This is a genomic window from Rhizobium cerradonense (genome assembly GCF_030182455.1).
GTDB lineage: Bacteria > Pseudomonadota > Alphaproteobacteria > Rhizobiales > Rhizobiaceae > Rhizobium.
This window is the reverse complement of the sequence record NZ_JAQJCK010000057.1, coordinates 1-3,483: the sequence shown is the minus strand read 5'-3', so window position 1 is coordinate 3,483 and position 3,483 is coordinate 1. Positions and strand designations below refer to the sequence as shown.

3 protein-coding genes and 2 pseudogenes are annotated in these 3,483 nt (G+C 60.6%); 3 read left to right on the top strand and 2 right to left on the bottom strand.

The features are described 5' to 3' along the window. The coding region (locus PH547_RS33530; RefSeq protein WP_285170464.1) for a reverse transcriptase domain-containing protein at positions 1 to 424 on the bottom strand (424 nt) is incomplete at its 3' end. A gap of 357 nt (positions 425 to 781) precedes the next feature. Between PH547_RS33530 and PH547_RS33525 the strand changes: the two genes are divergently transcribed. The 3 genes and pseudogenes from PH547_RS33525 (at position 782) to PH547_RS33515 (ending at position 3,157) form a co-directional block, all read left to right on the top strand. Then, positions 782 to 940: a hypothetical protein gene (locus PH547_RS33525; RefSeq protein ID WP_184806357.1), complete on the top strand. Its 159-nt coding sequence runs from the start codon at positions 782 to 784 to the stop codon at positions 938 to 940. After that, positions 933 to 1,373: pseudogene (locus PH547_RS33520) on the top strand (recombinase family protein); the annotation flags it as partial. The gene PH547_RS33525 and the pseudogene PH547_RS33520, both read left to right, overlap by 8 nt. Positions 1,374 to 1,579: 206 nt before the next feature. After that, positions 1,580 to 3,157, top strand: a complete 1,578-nt coding sequence (locus tag PH547_RS33515; RefSeq protein WP_210320808.1) for a recombinase family protein — start codon at positions 1,580 to 1,582, stop codon at positions 3,155 to 3,157. Between the two features lie 23 nt (positions 3,158 to 3,180). Here the strand turns inward: PH547_RS33515 and PH547_RS33510 are convergent. Further along, positions 3,181 to 3,483, bottom strand: a pseudogene (locus tag PH547_RS33510) (group II intron reverse transcriptase/maturase); the annotation flags it as partial.

Below are 3,483 nucleotides of genomic sequence, written 5' to 3'. Positions count from 1 at the left end.
AGTCGAAGGTCTCTGGCTTGCGGATACTACGTTCCCGGCATTGTTGCACAGCATACCGCCCAAAGCGTATCAGCCGCGTCTTTTCCGGGTGCAGTTGCAAGCCAAACTGGGCGAGACGCTCCCGCAGTTCTTGCAGGAAGCGCTGCGCCTCTCCTTCGTACTGGAACCCAATCACGCTGTCGTCGGCATAACGTACAATGATCACGTCGCCTTTAGCATTTCGAGTACGCCATTGCTGGACCCATAAATCCAATGCGTAATGCAGGTAGATATTGGATAGCACGGGGCTAACTACAGAGCCTTGAGGAGTTCCTCGCGTTGATGCGACGCGGCGGCCATCCTCAATCGTGCCCGCTTTCAACCATTTGTGGATCAGACGTATCAGCCGGCGGTCACCTACTCGATGTGACAGGAAACGAAGCATCCACTCGTGATCGATTTCATCATAGGAAACGTCGCAAGACTACCCATCACCAGGATCTCCCAACGTCGATAACTATTACCCGCACGGGACATGCCTTCGAAGGGTGTGTTCTGTTGGTGGTCCGGCGACTGATGTGCCGCGGCGCGCCGTTGTTGCTTGTGGAATTACCCGATGGCAGCCGCAGCCACATTCCCGTGGCGTGGACGGATATCGGCTATACGGCAGTTTCCTCCTCCGACGCGCCGGCAAACCACGTAGCCATCGGCCGGCTCGCAGATCTTCAGCATTTGCGCTTTGTGACCGACGCTCTTCTTCAGCGGCGCGATGAGTCGCCGCCCGCTGACAAGGAGATGGCATATGCAACTGAAGCTGACATTTGCCGAGGAAGACAGCAACCGGCCTCCCGAGCCACCTGCCTGGGAGAAGCTCGACACCGAGGCGCGGGCGAAGGCGTTGCGCCGGCTGGCCCTAATGATCGCGCGCATGCTGACAGCCAGGGAGACCGGCGATGATTGAATGCAGCAAGGTTGCCGCCGGCCATCTGGCACGGCAGGCCGTCGTCTACCTGCGCCAGTCGAGCGCGTCACAGGTGGAGAACAACCGGGAATCCACCGAGCGGCAATACGCCCTCTCCGGGCGGGCGCGTGAACTGGGCTGGCCTGCCGAGCGCATCGTGGTCATCGACGAGGACCTCGGCCTGTCCGGCTCCGGCAGCGTCATGCGTACCGGTTTCGCCCGCCTGACAAGCGAAGTCGCACTGGCCCGAGTCGGCATCGTGCTCGGCCTCGAGGTCTCGCGGCTGGCGCGTAACAATGCGGACTGGCATCGGCTGATCGAACTGGCGGGCTTAACCGACACTTTGATCGGCGACGCCGACGGCATTTATCACCCGGCCTTGTTCAACGATCGACTCTTGCTCGGTCTCAAGGGGGCCATGAGCGAGGCGGAATTGCACATCCTTCGCGCTCGGCTGGACGGGGGCATCCGCAACAAGGCGGCGCGCGGCGAATTGCGTCGCGGCTTGCCTGTTGGCTTCGTCTGGGGCGAAGAGGATGGTGATATCCTGATCCATCCCGACGAAGCGGTCTCCCATGTCATCCGCACAATCTTTGCCCGCTTCGCCGAACTGGTTCTGCACGTCGCGTCTGGCTGTGGTTGCGCTCGAATGATATCAAATTCCCGCTGCGCCTCGGCGAACATCAGGATCTACGCTGGATCGAAGCAAGCTACCATGGTGTTCACGCCGTTCTTGCCAATCCGGTCTATGCCGGCGCGTATGTTTATGGCAAGAATCGCCATGAGACAGTGCTCGACGAAACCGGCGCACGGCGCAAACGGGTGCGCAAATTGCCAAGGGACGAGTGGCAGGTGCTGATCAAGGACCATCATCCGGGTTATATCGACTGGCCGACCTTCGAGGCCAACCAGCAGCGCATGGCAGCCAATACTCAGCCTCGTCCGCATTCAGGCACGAGCAAGCACTCTGCTGGTGCAGTTCGCGAAGGAGGTGCTTTGCTTCAAGGTATTGCGTGCTGTGGCCATTGCGGACGGCGGTTGCGCACCCATTATCGCGGCCGCAACGCGGCACCCGGTTATCATTGTGCTGGCAAAATCATCGTCGAAGGACGGGGCGTCTATTGCCTCAACGTCGGTGGTGTTCAGATCGATGAAGCCGTGGTCGCGGCATTCCTAGAGGCACTTGAGCCGGCCCGCCTGGCCGCCACGGTCGAAGCTGCCAAGCAGCTGGAGAACGACCGGGAAGCGGTTCTCAGGCAATGGCGGCTCGACGTGGAGCGGGCTCAGTTCGCCGTCAACCGTGCCGAGCGCCGCTATCGCGCTGTCGATCCCGACAATCGCCTGGTCGCCCGCGCGGTGGAACGGGAGTGGGAGGAGGCCCTGCGTGCCCTGGAGGCGGCCAAGGCGGAGCTGACACGGCGAGAGGCGGCACGTCCACGGCTGTTGTCGGCCGGCGAGCGGGAAAACCTGCTCACCCTTGGCGTCGATCTGGCGAGCGTCTGGCATGCACCGTCAACCACAGCACGCGACCACAAGGAATTACTGCGCACGCTGATCGAGGAAGTCACCCTCCATGTCGATCGCGACAAGGCATGCGCGCGTCTCACTCTACGCTGGAAAGGCGGCGCGACTAATCAACTCGATGTCGCCCTGCCGCGTTCGCGCCCGGCAACGGTTCGTACCGACGAAGACACTCTGACGCTGCTGCGGCGACTGGCGCCTCATTATCCAGACGCCGTGATTGCCGGCATTCTCAACCGTCAGGGCCGCCAGACAGCGCGCGGGCACCGGTTCGACGCCAATCGAGTCGGCAATTTGCGGCGCCATTGGAATATTCCCACCTGCAAGGCCAAATCGCAAACCACAGACGGCGACATTCTGACCATCCATCAGGCAGCCAGCTTCCTTGGCGTGGCGCCGTCAACGCTTCACCGCCACTTGAACGACGGCCTCATTCGAGGGGAACAGATCACGCCCGGCGCGCCCTGGCGCATCCGACTGACCAACGAACTCAAGGCCCGCTTCCTTACGACGCCTGGCGATGGCTTCGAGCCTATCCGGGACGCCATGGATACCCTCGGGCTTTCCCGCCAAAGTCTGTTGCAGCGAGTGAAAGACGGTGAGTTGGAATCAGTCCATGTCATCCGTGGACAGAGAAAAGGTCTATGGATCAAGACCATAGATCACAACCCAACCCTCTTCGAACACATGCCATGAACCAGGGGGCATTATGAAAGTCGATCCAAAAACGAGCGAATATCCGCGTCCAGTATCCAGTTGATCTTCCGCTTGTCGATCCCAACCCACAAGGCGTCCAGCGCGTCATGCTGCCCCCTTCCTTGCCGGAACCCGTATGAGAAGCCGAGGAAGTCTTGCTCATAGATCGCGCTCAGAACCGTGGACACGGCCATCTGCACGACCTTTTCTTCCAACGCTGCAATACCGAGGGGACGTAGTCTTCCGTCATTCTTCGGAATGTAGACCCGTCGGGACGGCTGTGCGCGATATGCACCGGATTGAATTTCCCGATGTAATTCGTGCAC

Bases quoted from the DNA above. Each gene is read 5' to 3' on its own strand.
- PH547_RS33525 (WP_184806357.1), top strand. From the start codon at position 782: ATGCAACTGAAGCTGACATTTGCCGAGGAAGACAGCAACCGGCCTCCC.